Origin of the sequence: Nocardia sp. CA-107356, assembly GCF_050946365.1 — a bacterium.
GTDB lineage: Bacteria > Actinomycetota > Actinomycetes > Mycobacteriales > Mycobacteriaceae > Nocardia.
The window spans coordinates 7,548,733-7,560,887 of record NZ_CP191992.1; the positions used below are offsets into that span (position 1 = coordinate 7,548,733).

Consider the following 12,155-nt stretch of genomic DNA (forward strand, 5'->3'; position numbering starts at 1 on the left):
GCTCGACCGCATCGGAGTTAGGGCTCGACTCCAGAACCCCCATGCGGTGTGCAAGACCGTCGGCACGCATCAGCGGCACGCCCTGTCTGGTCCGCGCGAACCTGGCGAGCGCACGCGCCGACGAGCTGCGGTTCGCCAAGTCCACTGCTGTTGCGCATGCTGAAGGCCGAATACGTCGACAGCTCGGGCAGCGCATCCGCCCGCATCTTCGGCTGATCGGCGCATCCATGCGCTACGGTTGGTCGCGCGAGATTCGCAAACACTCATAGTGTCCGGAGGTTGATGAATATGGCTGTCCCAAGCCGTCTTCAGCATGCCTTTTTCCGGTCCGCCCGAGGGTGAAACGCGCGGGCCGGGTCGAACTTCGAATGACAAGGACCCGTACGTGTCTCGCATTCTCACAACCGATCCCACCGAGCTGACCACCAACCGCCTCATACTGCGGTCATGGACCAGCGAAGAAGCCGCCGCCGTGCTCGGCGACCACCGGCAGGCCGACTGGGCGGACGATTTTCCCTCCGAAGGCGACAAGGTGATCGCCGCACTGTTCGCCGAGCACCCGGCCTGGCTGGGGACCTATGGGCAACGGCTGATCATCGAACGCGCCACCGGGCTGGTGGTCGGCGGGATCGGACTGTTCTGGCCGCCCAATGACGGGCAACTCGAAATCGGTTACGGCATCGTGGCTTCGCGACGCGGCCGGGGCTATGCCGCGGAGGCGACTCGGGCCTTGACCGAATTCGCTTTGGCCGCACCGGAAGTACACACCGTCTTCGCCAATGTCGAGTTGGCGAATCCGGCATCGGCGCGAGTATTGGAGAAGGCCGGGTTCGACCTGGTAGGCCAGAGCCGTGGTCCCGAGGGAGAGCACCTGGCCTGCTATCGCACGGCGGCTGACCAGCGGTAGTCGGTAATGATGTCGGCGCCTGCCATATGCGGCGCCGACATCATTCGCTTGTCATGCCTCGTGCCGGCAAGGGCTACCCAAGGCTCGTCCGAATGACCATCGAGCCAGCGCGCAAGCGCGGCGAGTGCCGCGGATCGGGCCCAACCAGTAGTACTTCCGCGAACTGCGAGCCGACTTGGCACTGCAGCACCCTTTCTGACCAGGGAAAATACTGATCAATAACAACCGTGTGCGCAGACTCACGCACCGAGCCCGCGGCCACCGGCTTCGGGCCGGATTGGTGTGGCGGTCGAACCGGTCCGCTGCCAGCCCACCGATCTCTATCCCGCGCAGATCCGTTCGGTCAGCTACTGCCGAACGAGCCGCCGCCGCCCCAGCCACCGTTGCCCCAACCGCCGTTGCCCCAACCGCCATTGCCCCAGCCACCGTTACCCCAGCCGCCATTGCCCCAACCGCCATTGCCCCAGCCACCGTTACCCCAACCGCCATTGCCCCAACCGCCATTGCCCCAGCCGCCGTTACCCCAGCCACCATTACCCCAGCCACCGCCCCGACCACCGCCGTCGTCACCGCCGCCGCCGCCCCAAGGGCGATCAACCTGCACCACACCGGGCACGGACGTCGGCGCAGCCATGGCCGGAACCGCCGCCGCCGTCATCGGAGCCGCGATCGCGGCTCCGACGAGCGCGACCTTCGCGAGCAGCTGGTATGTGGCAGTTCGATGCGTCTTGTTGGTCATCATCATTACCTTCTTCCGGCGAGTCCGTCGCACGTAACTGACCCGCCGATTGTCGAGTTCATTGACATTCCCCGACACATCTGATATTAGGCCTGCACCGTCGTCGCCACCACCATGCGAAAAGCAGGAGCCTGGCCACTGAATCTCGCCTTGTCGGGCGTACCTCTGGGCGGTGCGGACCGAGTTCACGAAAGCAGAAAAGCCCGATCGAAACCGCGGTCCGCGACTGTCGTTTTCGCGGCGACACCGTCAGGATCTGAGGAAATCGGCCATACGGCTGACCCTTTCGGCCTTCGGTATCGGCCGCGCCGATTTCCCGGCGTTCAATTCCAGCAGGTCGCAGCCGCGGCCACCGGATGATTCCGCTGGAAGGAAACGACAATGACCGAGTACGTGACGCTCGAACACGGACAGCTCGCCTGCGATGTGGTCGGTGACGGACCGCTCGTGGTGCTGTCGCACGGCATGGGTACCGTGCGGCACGACTTCCGCCACCTCGTCGGCCCGCTGGCCGCCGCGGGCTACCGGGTGGTCAACGTGGACATGCGCGGGCACGGCGAATCGAGCCTCGACTGGCCGTCGGTGACCGGGAAAGCCGCTATCAGCCGCACCGATGTAGCGGAGGACCTGCTGGGGGTCATCCGGGCCTTCGGCGGCCCGGCGGTGATCGTCGGGCACTCGCTGTCCGGCGGGTCGGCAACGATCGCCGCGGCACAGGCCCCGGAGTTGGTGACCGCGATCGTTGAGATCGAACCCTTCACCCTCACCCAACGCCTGCACGCCGGAGCCCTGCTCACCAGCCGCCGATACCGCCGCGGCATGGTCCGCCTCGCCCTCACCTCGATGATGAATTCACTGCCCTGGTGGCGGCGGTATCTGGACATCGCCTATCCGACCAAGCCCGCCGACTACGACCGATACCTCGCCGGCCTCGAGAACATTCTGCGACAGCCCGAGCGCTGGGCGGAATTCATGAAGACCGGACAGACCACCCCTGCGGACGCGCACGCCCGGTTGGCGGACGTCCGCTGCCCCGCGCTGGTGATCATGGGTTCGGCGGACCCGGATTTCGCCGATCCCGAGGCCGAGGCGAACGCGATCGTGGCCGCCATGCCGGATGGTTCGGGCCGGGTCGTGATGGTCGACAACGGTGGACACTATCCGCACGCCCAGTTCGCGGATCATGTTGCCGCAGTGATCATCCCGTTCCTCGATCAGCACGCGGTGCACGGCAAGAGCGCCGGGGTCGGGCGCGTCGGCTGATGCTGCCGGGGTGGGCCTCCCGACCGCCATTGCGCGCGGCGATATTCCCGCTGTGGGCGTCGATGCGGGAGCCCGACTGCCGTCACGGTCACGCACTGATCGTGGCGGCCACCTGTCCCGGCTGCGATGATGGCGGAATGCCCGCGCCGCGCACCATCGTTTTCGTCGCTTACGAGGGTATGCAGCTGGTCGAATTGGCCGGGCCGATGGATGTTTTCGGGTTCGTCAACGCGGTCGCCGAGAAGACGATGTACCGGCTCGTGACGGCCTCGCCGCAGGGCCGGTCGATCAAAGCCGACGGCGGTCTGACCATCGCGGTCGAACACTCGCTGCACGACCTGGCCACCTCCGCCGACGAGATCGACACCCTGATGGTCGTTGGCGGCTGGATCTCCGGGCCGGTGTCCGCGGAAGTGGTCCGCGAATTGCCCGCCCTGGCCCGCAAATCCCGCCGAGTGACCTCGGTGTGCTCCGGCGCGCTGCTGCTCGCCGCCGCCGGCCTGCTCGACGGCTACCGAGCCACCACCCACTGGGGTACGACCGATCGACTGGCCCGCACCTACCCTCGCGTCACCGTCGAGCCCGACCGCATCTACGTCCACGATCGCAACCGCTGGACCTCCGCGGGCGTCTCCGCCGGCATCGACCTCGCCCTGGCCCTCGTCGAGGACGATCACGGCCGCGAAATGGCCCAGCAGATCGCCCGCGCCTTCGTCGTCTTCACCCGCCGCTCCGGTGGCCAAGCCCAAGTCAGCGCCCAACTACGCGCCCAGCCCGCCCGCACCCCCGCCATCCGCGCCGTCCAACGGTGGCTCCCCGACCACCTCGACGACGACCTGGCAGTCTCCGCTCTGGCTCAGCGCGCCGGCATGAGCGCACGACATTTCGCCCGCGCCTTCCGCGTCGAAACCGGAACCACCCCAGCCGCATTCGTAGAAGACCTCCGCATCGAAGCGGCCCGCCGCCTCCTGGAATCCACCGAACTCACCATCACCGCGATCGCCCGCGCGGTCGGCTACCGCCACGGTGAAACCCTCCACCGAGTCTTCACCCGCCGCCTCGCCACCACCCCCGAGCGCTACCGCCAGCACTTCGCCACCGGCGCAAGCCTCGCCGAAGACCGCTCCGTGAGCCCGATGCACAACAGCTGATCCTTCGGCGACCCCGGTATGCGGCAAAATAGTGCCTACGCGCAGGCCCGCCTCAACTACACGGTCGCGCAGATCACCGGCGTACCGTGGCGCACGTTTCACGACTTTGCCCGTAAGAACACCGCAGTGCGGAAGGATGCCGCGAAATGATCGATCATGTCTACATCTCGGTCACGGACATCGAGAAGTCGCTGGGCTTCTACGTCGAGGCACTGAAGCCCCTTGGCTGGCGCGAATTCGGGAAATACGATGCCGCGTCTGGACCTGACAATGTCCCGGATCTCTTCGGTCTCGGCGACGACACATACATCTCCGGCACCGGAGTCGGATCGAGCATCTGGCTGCGGCAGCGCAAGCCCGGCGAGACAGGTCTGTACCTCGGCATCGTGTGCGACACCAACGAAGCCGTTGACGCCGCCCACGTCGCCGCGATCAACGCCGGTGGCATCGACGAAGGCGGGCCAGCGGACCGGACATATTTCGCACCCGGCTACTACGCCGCCAATGTCGCAGATTTCGATGGCAACCACCTGGAGTTCGTGCATAAAGCCTGGAACCCCGCGCGCTAGAGCCGCCGGCCTGCAGCCGAACCAGCATCGGCCGCGCCAGCCTTGCAGCCATATCAAATATTCGGCATGAGCGCACGTCGGGTTCGTCCGCCATCCGCTACCCGAGATGCTTTGGTGGACAAGCGATATGCGGTAGAAGAGGATGGTTCACTGTGGAGCGACCACTCGCTCGCAGCCTCAATCCACCGTTGCCTCGATCCAGCTCTGCACACACGGGCAATCACTCTGCTATCCGATCAATCCCAGGGCGCGGCGTGCAACGACCTCATAGTGTTTCCCGAAACCCCTTCCGTCGCACTCCCAATCGATGACCATCGGGCAGGATCATCACCGGTGAGTCTGCCAGCGGAGTAAGTCGGCACAGCTCGACGTCGTTGCCCGGGTACCACTTTCGAGCACCTCACGGGATTGCGCGGGGAGACGTTATCGACGATCACAGACAACTTCTCGCCCGGCCAGCGCTGGCGCAGTGACTGCAGAAGGCCTCGAAACTCGTTTCAGCGCTTGCGATCCCGGGTTCGGTAGTAGAGCGCTGACCGGTAGCCGGATCCAAGGCGCCCAGTAGACTAGCGTGGCAAGCATGGAATCAGTCCTGTTCGCCGACCACTGTCGCCGCAGACGATTGCTCGGCGCGCTCACACGCTGGCAGCGGGCCGCACAGTGCGCCCCCCAACAAGGTTGAACGACACGCCCGCATACCGCCCGCTTGTTACCTTGATGTTGTCTCGACTATGAAAGGACTCCGCCCGTGGAACCCGGCTCTCCTGTCGACCTACGGCAGAATCAGCCCCACACCGCCCGAATGTATGACTATTACCTCGGCGGCAAGGACCATTACAGCGCAGACGAGGAAGCGGCTGAACAGGTCGTGGCGATCTGGCCAGGTGTGCGGGTCGCCGCGCAGGAGAACAGGGCCTTCATACACCGCGTGACACGGTTCCTCACAAACGCGGGCATTCGTCAATTCCTCGATGTCGGAACCGGTATCCCGACCGAGCCGAATCTGCATCAGGTGGCCCAACAGATTGCGCCTGAGACGCGAGTCGTCTACGTCGACAACGATCCGATCGTGCTCGTCCACGCCAGGGCATTGATGGTCAGCTCACCGCAGGGGCGTACCAACTACGTCTCCGCCGACGTCACGACACCCGAAAAGATTCTCAATGCCCCGGGATTGCTCGAGACACTGGACCTGACCCAGCCGGTCGCGCTCAGTCTCAACGCCCTGATGCATTTCGTCCCCGACGAGCAGGATCCCTACGGAATCGTCGATGCGCTGATGGACAGGCTCGTTCCTGGCTCGTATCTAGTGATGACACACGTCACGCCAGACTTCGATCCGACGGCAATAGGTACCGTGGTCGACATCTACCGCCGCAGCGGCTTGCCGTGCCAAGTCCGAAGCCGAGACGAATTCATGCGGTTCTTCCAGGGACTAGAGCTGGTCGATCCCGGTGTAGAGGTGCCGCACCGCTGGCACCCGGACGGTGTCGCACCCCCGAAGAAAATGGACGCGCAAGCGTCCGCCTACGCGGGCGTTGCACGCAAGTAATACAACCCCCGCACCCAGGAGACCGACCCGGGACGAGGCCCGGACAGCCGCTAGAACCCGAGCTGTAACAGCCGTGGCCACAACCGCTTTGGCCTACGTCACGGCTGCCAGCCCCGGCCAGCGACAGGCTGCAGGTCAAGCGGCCCGAACTCGTCGACGCACCAGTCGAGACCGAGCGGCTTTCTCCCTGCGGCAATGTGGACCTCAGTGCCTGTGAACAAGCTGATCGTTTAATGGCTCCGGTGGGCGGAGCTGCGGAAAAGCTTGGGCCCCTGTTGTGGTGGGCTCCAGTGGGCGTTCAGCGATTCCCGGCCCGATTTCGCTCGACCGCGGCCACGAAATCCGGGTGCGCGGAAACGATCAGCTGGTCGGCTGTTTCGTTCATCCAGACATCAGCGAAATAGCGGGAGCGACTCCAGGACAGCATCGCCACCAGCAACGCGATCGGCATGCATCCGGGCACGCTCACGAAAGCCAAAGGTAGATATAGCGATTCGAGTTCGAGCGCCCGTGCGATGAGGACGGCCGCGATTGTCAGCGGTATCGCCAGCAGCGCCAGCAGCGCGATTCGACGAAAGCGCCGGACCTCGTGAAGACAGAACTCGCAGGCCGGGCAGTCGAAGCGGACGCGCGCCAGGACGGGGTCCCGCCGCCCGGGTTTCATGGAGCGCAACATGGCTCGCGGTGTCGGCAACTCCGATAGTGGGCCACTGGAATTGACTGCGACGGAACGGGTCTCACTGGCGGTGCAACCGTGCTCGCTGCACAACCCCGGCATCGGCTCGGTGAGAACGAGCTCCGTCGGTGCCGTCGCGAGAGTCGGTGTCCAATCCGGGTTGATCTCAGTGTCGAAGACCACCCGCGCCCTGGTCACTGCAGCCATCCGCGCTGCTGGCGGTCCCGGAAGTATTCGTCGTCCTCGTCGTCGTCATCAGTCGGGGTTACGATGCGATCGCGGTTGGGCTTGCGGGTGCCCGGGATGACGGCGCTCCCGGCGGGCGCCGGCCGATCCGCGGGAGGGGGCGTCGGCTGGTCCGACGGCCGCTGGTCCTCTAGTGGTTCAGACCGGAGTCGCACCAACTCGGCTTCGCCCTGGGCGGCCAGCCGTTGCCGTTCCTCCTCCGGCATGTCCGCGAATTGCTGCATGGCGGCGGGCAACGTGCGATCGAGCACCCGATTGAATGCCTCGCTGTGCATCAATTCGCGTGCGCTGCCTTTACCTTCGACGACACCGCGCAACTGCTGCTTCAATTGCGGATCGGTGGCGGTATCCATCAGCACCCGAATCGCCCGGGACAGTTGGCGTGAGGCCCCGAGATCGCCGTGGGCCAGATCATGAATCGGCTCGGGCGCGTTCATTCAGGCTCCAGGGTGGTCGTAGGTGGCGGTGGGCAGGCTCGGCATATCGGCGGACTCGACCACCGCGACCACGCCGAAACCGACCCCGGCGATGGCCTCGAGTGCGACATACGCGGCGTTGAACTTCTCCACCAGCAGGCCCCATTCCGCGATCACCTTCGCCGTGGTCGCGGCGGCGGCGGCGACCAGGGCCGCCGTTGCGAAAATTCCGACGCCAGTGAGCGCCGAGGCCTCGGCCGCGGCCCACTCGATCACCGCCATGGCGCCCCAGTCCAGCAAGGTCTGCAAGGCATTACTCATGGCGGTGGAGAGGTGGTACGCAGTCGACGCGAAGCGGTTGATCTCGGTCGCCATCTCCTTCAATGGCTCGACCTGCGCGGAAATGGCTGTCGAGAGCTCCGTGAAATAGGCTTGGGCGCTGGTCGCCGCGTTACCGTCCCACGTCGCGTCGACAGTCGTCGCGCCGGACTTGACCGATTCGGAGAAGCTCGCGCTGTAGGAAGCCAGGTTTTCCACCGCCTTGCCCGCCTTCTGCAGGGCCTCCCAATCACCGGAGATCTTGGTGGTGAGCCACTTCAGCGGGTCTGTCCCGAGGACGTTTTCGCACCACTTACAAGCCCAGTACGTCGGCGAAATGGCGTTCGAGGTGATGAGGAACTCGAAACTGTCGTTGAGCGGGTCCTCGAGCGAAGGTTCCGCCAGGTGCTCGGACGGCGTCTTGGTCATCAGTTGCTGCCTGTGGGGTACGTGCGGTCCAACTCGTCGGCGCGCGCGTGGTCGGTGGTCCGGTAAACCTGTGCGACCTTTGTCAATTCGGTCGCCGCAGCCTCGGAGAGGGTGCCGAGGGTGGCGTAATTGGGCTTCAGCTTGTTGTGCGCCTCGGCAACAGCGCTCAGCCCGACCCGGATGAGCCCGCCGTCGCCCCACACGGTGTTGTCCAAGACCAGCCACTTGTCCAGATAGGTCGCGACATTCGCATTGGCCTCGGCCAGCGTCTTCAAAGCCGTGGCGAACGTGTCCACAGCGGCTGGATCAACTTTGAAAGTCTCCGACATCAGATCTCCCCTCCCGGCCGTACGCCGGCCGCTCTACACCGAAGCACCTTCACACAAAATTCCTGCTCAGCGCAACTTCGCCGATATCTCGGGCGGCGGCGCGTGGCAACCGTCCCGACTGCGAACGATCGGCGGCACTGCCTGTGCGCGTCTCGGTGCCTGTGAGCCAAACTGATCGTTCAGCAGCCCAGGTCGGCTGACCTGCGAAAACGCTTGGGCCACTGTTGTTGTGGTTATTGCCAAGAGTTTATCGTCGATGCGGAGTGGGCGATGGTGTCGTGACGTGAGGAACTGGACCGGCGCGGGGCGGCCACTGCTGAACAGGTCGAGCAGCTGCGTCGCCAGGTCGCGGAGCCGACCGAACAGCTGAATAGCACCGACTGGCGATCACGCGGGAAACGATGAGCGAGATCTGCGCCGAGACCGCCGAACCGACCCCGCCTGCGGTGAGCGAAGTTTCGGCCGGTGGAACGGGAATGATTGCGTCGCAGCCGATTCCGGATGGATCGCCGATCGGATTGGCGCTGGTGCCGCAGCGGGGATGAAAGCGTTGGCGCTGTAGGAGGATTGCGGCGAGATCTTCGCGGTGCTCGCCGAGTCGGGTGGCGGGTTGCGGGCCGGGCAGGTCGCCGCCGAGCTGGGTATCGATCGGTCGAAGGTCGAGTCGTTGCGGGGGAAGCTGAAACGCCTGGTGGCGCGTGGCAGGTTCCGCCCCTCCCCGCCCGACACGCGGGCCATCCCCACGCATAGCCCCCTACGCGCCAGCGATCAGTTTGTTCGCAGGCACTCAGATCTCTGGATCATCAATGATCCACCTATGGCCATATTCGGATACTGTCGCCTGCCAACGTGAAGGTTCTGGCAAAACCAGCTCCGAAGGGGCCGCTACCTCCTAGCAGCCGACAACGAACCCATCGCTATTCCGGGGCGCTGTCTTCGCAACGCCGTGGGTTCCCGCCGAAATCGCTTCAGTCCGGCTGAACCCACGGGAGAGCCCGAGCTGAGGTCCATGGCCCGAGCCGCAAAGTAAGGCGCGCCGGTGACTGCCACCGCCCTGCTCGATCAGCTGGGCATACGCGATGATGCCCGCCGGCGTAGGTTGGAGTTGTGAGCAGTGGCGCCGTCCCGGCGGCAGCGGTGGCGGGCTCGGACCTGTGGGCCCGGGTGTTCGCGGCGCTGTACGACCCTCTGCTATGGGTGGGCGAGAGGGCGGGTATGGGCGCTCGTCGGCGGGATTTGCTCGGCCGGGCGAGGGGGCGGACTGTCGAACTCGGCAGCGGTACTGGTCTCAACCTGGGGTACTACCCTGACGGCCTCGACGAGCTGATCTTGACCGAACCGGAGGCCGCGATGCGTACGCGGTTGGCGCGCAGGCTGCGTCACAGCCGACGTCGGGCGCGTGTGCTCGACGCATCGGCGGAACAACTGCCGTTTGCGGATGAAACCGTGGATACGGTCGTCTCAACGCTCGTGTTGTGCACCGTCGATGACCCAGATCCGGTGTTGCGGGAGATCGGGCGCGTGTTGCGCCCCCGCGGCCAGCTCCTGTTTCTCGAGCACGTACGTTCCCAGTCGCCGCGACTCGCCCATTGGCAAGACCGCCTCGCCGGCCCGTGGCGCCGGTTCGCGGAGGGCTGCCACTGCAACCGTGCGACCCTCGAGCTGATCCGGGCCTGCGGGCTGGAGCTCGAAGATGTGCAGGAAGCGTCGTGGCGGGCAATGCCCCCGATTGTTCGACCGCTGATCACGGGTGTGGCCACCAAAGGCGATACCTGACTGAGGCTGCGCCTGACTCGACCGCGTACCGACGAGCTGCCTCAACGGCCTGCCGGTGGTACCGACCTCATGAGATGACACAGCTAGTTCACACCGAGCCGTTCTCACCGGCAACGATCCCAGCAAGTTCCGTAAGGTCGCTGATCTGCTGGTCCGACAGGTCAGCCGACTTCTTTCTGATCGCGATGAATCCAGCCCCAGGGGCCTCGTCGGACGTAACCGCTTACGTGATCGGCCGGGCTCGGTCTGCCGTTGTCGCATAGGCTGTTTCGAGTCGCAGTGTCAGCAAGGAGTTGCGCGCAATGGGCCAACCGTTCCAGCCGGGACCACCGCCATACAAGCCGTCACCAAGTCCGGTGCTCGCCACCTGTCCGAAGGCGGCGCGCTAGCCGTGCGAACGGCTCACGAAACCGTCAGGGCGGACCAGCACCGTCCCGTACGGCCAGCCATCCACGACGTGCACCGGAACGTCGGCCTCCACCTCGGGATCGGCCGTGAGCTCGGGATCGGCCGTGAGTACGCACCACTGCGATCCGACGAGATCTAGCGTGGACACCCCGTCGGCCACCCACATGTGCGGCAGGCGGGATCCCGGCGACCCATCGAGGTCGAGGGCGACGTCCTCGGTGGAGGGGAGCTCCGCGCCGCCGTACCGGTAGCCCATGTGCACCACAGGCGCGTTGATCGCCCCGGCTGCCTTGCGCGCCGCTGCCATGTCTTTCCCCCAGTGCAGGGACGGATCGTTGAACCGCAGGCGCGCCTGCTCCATCGTCATGAGCGCCACCGGATGGCGCTCCGCGTGATAAGTCTCCAGCAGCTCGGGCCCGGCCTCACCGCGCAGCACGTGTGCGAGTTTCCACGCCAGATTGTGTGCGTCGGCGATGCCGGCGTTCAGCCCGAACGCGCCCAGTGGGGGGATGGCGTGCGCCGCGTCGCCCACCAGGAAGACCCGACCGACGGAGAGGCGATCGGCCACCTGGCCGCGCCCCCGGAACGTCAGCACGCTGCGGATCTCCACCTCGATCGACGGGTCGCCGAGCGCAGTGCGGATGAGCTCCGGAGTCGGCTCCGTGTCGAGGGTGCTGAGGAAGACCCACTCGCGTTCGCCGTCGACGGTTACCAGCAGGCCGGTGGCGTCCGGATGATCGATATTGCACATTGCGAACGGCTTGCGCGGACGCAGATCAGCGTCGAACAGGATGCTCGTCGTTTCCCGACCGATCGCACCGGGACCGGTGAGGCCGATGTCGAGGATCTGCCGAACCCGGCTGCGCACACCGTCGGCCGCCACCAGATAGCGCGCCCGCACGACACGCCCGTCGGACAGGGTCGCCGTGACGCCGCCGGAGTCCTGCTCGAACGAGTCGAGCGCCACGCCGAACTCCACGTCGCCCGCCCTGGTGATCAGCACGCGGTCGAACCGATTCTGCGCGCAGGTGCCGCGGATCCGGGCCGGTGTGTAGGTGAGCTCGGCCGCGGTTTTCGCCTTCCACTCCGAGGTTTCGGTGAAGTCGGCCTCGGCGAGTGTGCGTCCTCTGATCTTCCCCGCCCGCAAGTCGACCGCGGCCTCGTTGACCGCGTGATCCAGGCCGACCTCGCGCAGGATCTCCACCGTCCGCGACCCGATGCCGGTGGCCCTGGGGTGGGGCGACAGCTCCGGCTTCTCCTCGACGACGAGGGGCTCGACGCCGTGGTGGCGCAACAGCACCGCGAGCATCAGCCCGACGGATCCGCCGCCGGCGATCAAAACATCAGCGGATACAGTGTGCCCATTCATGGGCACA

At 65.7% G+C, this 12,155-nt stretch carries 13 protein-coding genes; 7 read left to right on the top strand and 6 right to left on the bottom strand.

Annotated features, from left to right (window positions below):
* Nucleotides 1-385 precede the first annotated feature (385 nt).
* The gene (locus ACQP1G_RS33955; protein WP_433193766.1) at nucleotides 386-907 is read left to right on the top strand and encodes a GNAT family N-acetyltransferase; all 522 of its coding nucleotides are present in this window, start codon (nucleotides 386-388) and stop codon (nucleotides 905-907) included.
* Between the two features lie 343 nt (nucleotides 908-1,250).
* Here the strand turns inward: ACQP1G_RS33955 and ACQP1G_RS33960 are convergent, their stop codons facing one another.
* The gene (locus tag ACQP1G_RS33960; RefSeq protein ID WP_433193767.1) at nucleotides 1,251-1,724 is read right to left on the bottom strand and encodes a hypothetical protein; all 474 of its coding nucleotides are present in this window, start codon (nucleotides 1,722-1,724) and stop codon (nucleotides 1,251-1,253) included.
* 303 nt (nucleotides 1,725-2,027) lie between these two features.
* On the opposite strand from ACQP1G_RS33960, the gene ACQP1G_RS33965 reads away from it, so the two are divergent.
* From ACQP1G_RS33965 to ACQP1G_RS33985, 5 genes are all read left to right on the top strand, one after another.
* Entirely contained in the window at nucleotides 2,028-2,909 is an 882-nt protein-coding gene (locus ACQP1G_RS33965; protein ID WP_433193768.1) for an alpha/beta fold hydrolase, read from the top strand.
* A gap of 137 nt (nucleotides 2,910-3,046) precedes the next feature.
* Nucleotides 3,047-4,060, top strand: a complete 1,014-nt coding sequence (locus tag ACQP1G_RS33970; protein WP_433193769.1) for a GlxA family transcriptional regulator — start codon at nucleotides 3,047-3,049, stop codon at nucleotides 4,058-4,060.
* Nucleotides 4,061-4,078: 18 nt separating this feature from the next.
* Complete coding sequence (locus ACQP1G_RS33975; RefSeq protein WP_433193770.1) at nucleotides 4,079-4,210, top strand: hypothetical protein; 132 nt, start codon at nucleotides 4,079-4,081, stop codon at nucleotides 4,208-4,210.
* A complete protein-coding gene (locus ACQP1G_RS33980) occupies nucleotides 4,207-4,629 on the top strand; it encodes a VOC family protein (protein ID WP_433193771.1) in 423 nt (140 codons plus the stop codon). Before ACQP1G_RS33975 ends, ACQP1G_RS33980 begins: the two co-directional genes overlap by 4 nt.
* 748 nt (nucleotides 4,630-5,377) lie before the next feature.
* Nucleotides 5,378-6,181, top strand: coding sequence for an SAM-dependent methyltransferase (locus ACQP1G_RS33985; protein WP_433193772.1), 804 nt, complete (start codon nucleotides 5,378-5,380; stop codon nucleotides 6,179-6,181).
* Between the two features lie 298 nt (nucleotides 6,182-6,479).
* Here the strand turns inward: ACQP1G_RS33985 and ACQP1G_RS33990 are convergent, their stop codons facing one another.
* The 4 genes from ACQP1G_RS33990 to ACQP1G_RS34005 are packed head-to-tail and all read right to left on the bottom strand — an operon-like array spanning nucleotide 6,480 to nucleotide 8,595.
* Nucleotides 6,480-7,064, bottom strand: coding sequence for a hypothetical protein (locus ACQP1G_RS33990; protein WP_433193773.1), 585 nt, complete (start codon nucleotides 7,062-7,064; stop codon nucleotides 6,480-6,482).
* Nucleotides 7,052-7,540 (bottom strand): hypothetical protein, encoded by a 489-nt coding sequence (locus ACQP1G_RS33995; protein ID WP_433193774.1) that lies wholly within the window; start codon nucleotides 7,538-7,540, stop codon nucleotides 7,052-7,054. Before ACQP1G_RS33995 ends, ACQP1G_RS33990 begins: the two co-directional genes overlap by 13 nt.
* Nucleotides 7,541-8,266, bottom strand: coding sequence for a WXG100 family type VII secretion target (locus ACQP1G_RS34000; RefSeq protein WP_433193775.1), 726 nt, complete (start codon nucleotides 8,264-8,266; stop codon nucleotides 7,541-7,543). It lies immediately after the preceding gene.
* Nucleotides 8,266-8,595, bottom strand: coding sequence for a type VII secretion target (locus ACQP1G_RS34005; protein WP_433193776.1), 330 nt, complete (start codon nucleotides 8,593-8,595; stop codon nucleotides 8,266-8,268). Before ACQP1G_RS34005 ends, ACQP1G_RS34000 begins: the two co-directional genes overlap by 1 nt.
* Before the next feature lie 1,107 nt (nucleotides 8,596-9,702).
* Here ACQP1G_RS34005 and ACQP1G_RS34010 point away from each other — a divergent pair.
* A complete protein-coding gene (locus tag ACQP1G_RS34010; protein WP_433193777.1) occupies nucleotides 9,703-10,371 on the top strand; it encodes a class I SAM-dependent methyltransferase in 669 nt (222 codons plus the stop codon).
* Between the two features lie 385 nt (nucleotides 10,372-10,756).
* On the opposite strand, the gene ACQP1G_RS34015 is transcribed toward ACQP1G_RS34010, so the two are convergent.
* Nucleotides 10,757-12,148: an FAD-dependent monooxygenase gene (locus tag ACQP1G_RS34015; protein WP_433193778.1), complete on the bottom strand. Its 1,392-nt coding sequence runs from the start codon at nucleotides 12,146-12,148 to the stop codon at nucleotides 10,757-10,759.
* Nucleotides 12,149-12,155 lie beyond the last annotated feature (7 nt).

Excerpts from the sequence above, each read along its gene's own strand:
- ACQP1G_RS34015 (WP_433193778.1), bottom strand. The coding sequence starts at position 12,148 with ATGAATGGGCACACTGTATCCGCTGATGTTTTGATCGCCGGCGGCGGA.
- ACQP1G_RS33980 (WP_433193771.1), top strand. The coding sequence starts at position 4,207 with ATGATCGATCATGTCTACATCTCGGTCACGGACATCGAGAAGTCGCTG.
- ACQP1G_RS33965 (WP_433193768.1), top strand. The coding sequence starts at position 2,028 with ATGACCGAGTACGTGACGCTCGAACACGGACAGCTCGCCTGCGATGTG.
- ACQP1G_RS34005 (WP_433193776.1), bottom strand. The coding sequence starts at position 8,595 with ATGTCGGAGACTTTCAAAGTTGATCCAGCCGCTGTGGACACGTTCGCC.
- ACQP1G_RS33995 (WP_433193774.1), bottom strand. The coding sequence starts at position 7,540 with ATGAACGCGCCCGAGCCGATTCATGATCTGGCCCACGGCGATCTCGGG.
- ACQP1G_RS34000 (WP_433193775.1), bottom strand. The coding sequence starts at position 8,266 with ATGACCAAGACGCCGTCCGAGCACCTGGCGGAACCTTCGCTCGAGGAC.
- ACQP1G_RS33970 (WP_433193769.1), top strand. The coding sequence starts at position 3,047 with ATGCCCGCGCCGCGCACCATCGTTTTCGTCGCTTACGAGGGTATGCAG.
- ACQP1G_RS33990 (WP_433193773.1), bottom strand. The coding sequence starts at position 7,064 with ATGGCTGCAGTGACCAGGGCGCGGGTGGTCTTCGACACTGAGATCAAC.
- ACQP1G_RS33975 (WP_433193770.1), top strand. The coding sequence starts at position 4,079 with ATGCGGCAAAATAGTGCCTACGCGCAGGCCCGCCTCAACTACACGGTC.